The sequence below is a fragment of the Serratia sp. 506_PEND genome (assembly GCF_001076875.1).
GTDB classification, from domain to species: domain Bacteria; phylum Pseudomonadota; class Gammaproteobacteria; order Enterobacterales; family Enterobacteriaceae; genus Serratia; species Serratia marcescens.
Genome location: NZ_JVEL01000024.1, coordinates 1 through 3,268 on the forward strand (window position 1 = coordinate 1; position 3,268 = coordinate 3,268).

A 3,268-nucleotide genomic window follows, 5' to 3' on the forward strand; every position below is an offset into this window, starting at 1 on the left:
GCGACAGAAGCAGCCGGGATTCCGACGATGAAGTACAAAGCCCGATGAAAGCCGCCATTACGGCTGCACTGGCCGAAGTCCAGGATGACATTGCCAGGATCCAGTTGCGTGTCCAGCAAAAGGCAGAAGAGATTGCCCGAAACACACATGAAGCACTGAAGACCATTGAACCGGGTCTGGCAAGCGAACTTACCCCTGAATTTACACCTCCCACACCGGCAAAATGGCAGGGGCTGTTCTCCGTTGGTCTCAACACTGACGGAGGGATCCCGCTGAATAAACGTGGCAGCGGCGTCCGTCGTCTGGTGCTGGTGAGCTTTTTTAAGGCTGAAGCAGAACGACGACTTAAGTCCAGTAATCGCCGCAGTATCATCTACGCCATTGAAGAGCCCGAAACTTCACAACACCCTAATTACCAGCGGATCCTGATTGAGTCATTTAAATCCCTGTCCCTCGAAGCCGGCTGTCAGGTTATTCTCACCACGCACAGTCCGGGCTTTGCTGCAGAGCTACCAGGGGACAGCATCCGCTTTGTATCCCGTGATGCCGCTACCGGGCAGCCGACCATTCAGGCCGGCGCTGATGTTTTCGGCATCGTTACCGATACGCTGGGCGTCACACCAGACAACCGGGTCAGATTGCTGTTCTGCGTGGAAGGACCGACCGATGTCGCTGCCTTTAAGGCTCTCAGTAAAGCGCTCCATGCAGAAGACAACACCCTTCCTGACCTGGAGAGCGATGAACGTGTGGCGTTTATCGTTCTGGGTGGGGGAACGCTCAAGCACTGGGTCAATGAAAATTACCTTCGTGCCCTTAACCGCAGGGAGATTCATATCTACGATCGTGATGTGCCTGCTTATGCTGACGCGGTGGCTGCCGTTAATGCACGTGCCAACGGATGCTGGGCAGCACAGACACTGAAACACGAGGTCGAGAGCTATCTTCATCCCGATGCCATTCACGAAGCCTTTGGGGTGATGATCGCGGTCACTGACCATCCTGTCGGCGGTAAGGCAACGCCCAAAGTATTTGCAGAAGCCTATTCGCTGGCTCAGGGCTTTGACGGTGTGATGAAAGATAATCCTGCCAAGGCTCGTCTGGCAGAACGGGCGTTCCCTTTGATGACTGCAGCACGTATCCATGAACGCGATCCTGAGGGTGAAGTCCTCGGCTGGATGCGCAGGATACGCGACATGCTCCAGTGACGAAAACTACCCCAGCTTACCTCAACAGGTAAAATCACCAACCATGGGTCACAAACACCATGCCAGCACTGCAAGTTTGGCATGGTGATAACCTGAACGAATTATTACAGGCATTTTACTTGCGATACAGATTCCCCTGTCCGGAGGCTGCACGCGCCCACAGCTCTTCATCGCTGAGCGTGGTTTCAATCAATTCGACGGGTACGCCGCAGTCATCGATGACCGCCACCCGATAATCGTCGATGGGTTCATAAGGCCCCAGAATAACCGCCTCCCCCGCTATCGCCTCAGCCAGACTGCTGACCTTAAAGGCCACATGCGGAACGGTTTTCAGCAACGGATGGGGCGGTGAGTCTTCAGTGAAACGATGCCACTGCACCCGAAACTTACCCGGATTATCCGTGGTGTACATTCCGGCCCTGGCGCTGAACTTACCTGTGGTGTCGCCGTCCTGCAGCGGGATACCGAAATGGTGAAATTCGTACTGTACATTTGCTTTCATTGAATGATTTTGCCTTAAGCTGATTCAGTTCCTCAGACTTTACCCGAACAATACGAAACGCTGTAGCAACCAGCATCAGTTTAAACGCGCTGTAACGCATCAGGAGCGACGTATTCATTCTATCCACAGATTTCCACTACCGTGTTATTCAATACAGTTATATAGCCTTACAGGAAGCCTCAGAGACATACATAATCATAAGGCTCCGTCGTTTTAGCCAATAACGCAAACTCAGTGTGTTATTTATTCTTCGTAAAGATACCCGCCAGCCATTTTTAATAATTCACTGCAGGCATTCCCTTTGGCGAATTAATTAAGTCAGGAGTATCAGCCCGGGCTATTACTCCCGTTACAGGCTACAGCCTCTGCTGTATAGTTAACTGACGTAAAAAATATCCTGATACGCACCACAATGATTAGCACAGTCCACCCAGTGATTACTGATGAACGTATTACCTGTCATAGTCAGCCAGGGTAAAAGAACGTTATGCCTGCCGGATAGCGCTAATAACGCTCACCAGATACTGAGTGCGGGTTAACTGCCAGCACATACACGGGCTAATCTGATAACCGCCATATCCTGCTTAATGAAGGCTTACGCACCAGTGACAATATCTCCCGGTCTGATGATTGCCTGCTAACGTATTGGCAATACCCCGTTACCACAGACATCGAATAAACGACAATGCTGTTATCACGTCGTTATTCTCACTCTATAATACTTACACCTTTAAGGCTTCCCGACTCAGTTACAGTCATCATAAGTGCTCCCACGATTAAGACTGTTCACTGATTCAGTACCTTTCAACACCGGTAATCGTTACCGGGTAGTGACATCTTCTCCCAGACAGTATATCGACTGAACAGCATTACTTACCTCTTACCCTTCCTTAAGTAACCTTTGAAGTTAATCCTTAAGATAATAACCACCTAAGATAATAATCTCTTCTTTAATATATTAATACCAATCCAACACACTACACCTGACAGTAATACCAGAACCAGTGGCACCAGGCGGTGGCCACACGAGATAAAAGCGATGTACATTCACTCTGGAATTATCTCTTAAGCAAGAAGAATAAAAAAACCGAGACATCACATGACCTCAACCTGTTAATACCCTGCTCCAAAGAAGCCCTTACTCCTGCTACTGAGCCACAAATTATAAATACGAAGGGTGAACCCTGTGTGACGCCGTCAATACGTCCTGAGTTAAAACAGACATCACTGATGGAGGTGAAGACGATAGCGTGCAGGAAGACGAACAGGAGGATAGATGAACCTGCATATAGCCATGTAAGCATGAAAAAGGCAGAAAAACAGAGACAGGAAAGAGATAAAACATTAAAAACAACGACGATAGCAACATAGTAAAACCCTTAACCAACCCGCATCAAACCAGCATATCACTTCACGATGACTACCAGATGTATTTTTAAGTGACGATAAAACCATCATCATGCTACTGTGTAACCACGATAATCACTACAACAACCACTACTGTGTAGTTTAGTTTATGGGGTATTGGATAATGGCTGTAAATTATGATGATGGCAGGCGA

Annotated in this window: 2 protein-coding genes; one reads left to right on the forward strand and one right to left on the reverse strand. The window is 48.6% G+C overall.

The annotated features are described in order from the left end of the window. Window positions 1-1,205: ATP-dependent nuclease (locus ADK28_RS00670; RefSeq protein WP_048794622.1), on the forward strand; the 1,205-nt coding region annotated here is incomplete at its 5' end. A 115-nt stretch (window positions 1,206-1,320) separates the two neighbouring features. Here the strand turns inward: ADK28_RS00670 and ADK28_RS00675 are convergent. Further along, window positions 1,321-1,707: a hypothetical protein gene (locus ADK28_RS00675; RefSeq protein WP_048794623.1), complete on the reverse strand. Its 387-nt coding sequence runs from the start codon at window positions 1,705-1,707 to the stop codon at window positions 1,321-1,323. Between the last annotated feature and the right edge of the window lie 1,561 nt (window positions 1,708-3,268).

What these genes read in the sequence shown, in the direction of transcription:
- ADK28_RS00675 (WP_048794623.1), bottom strand. Translation starts at nt 1,707, where the DNA reads ATGAAAGCAAATGTACAGTACGAATTTCACCATTTCGGTATCCCGCTG.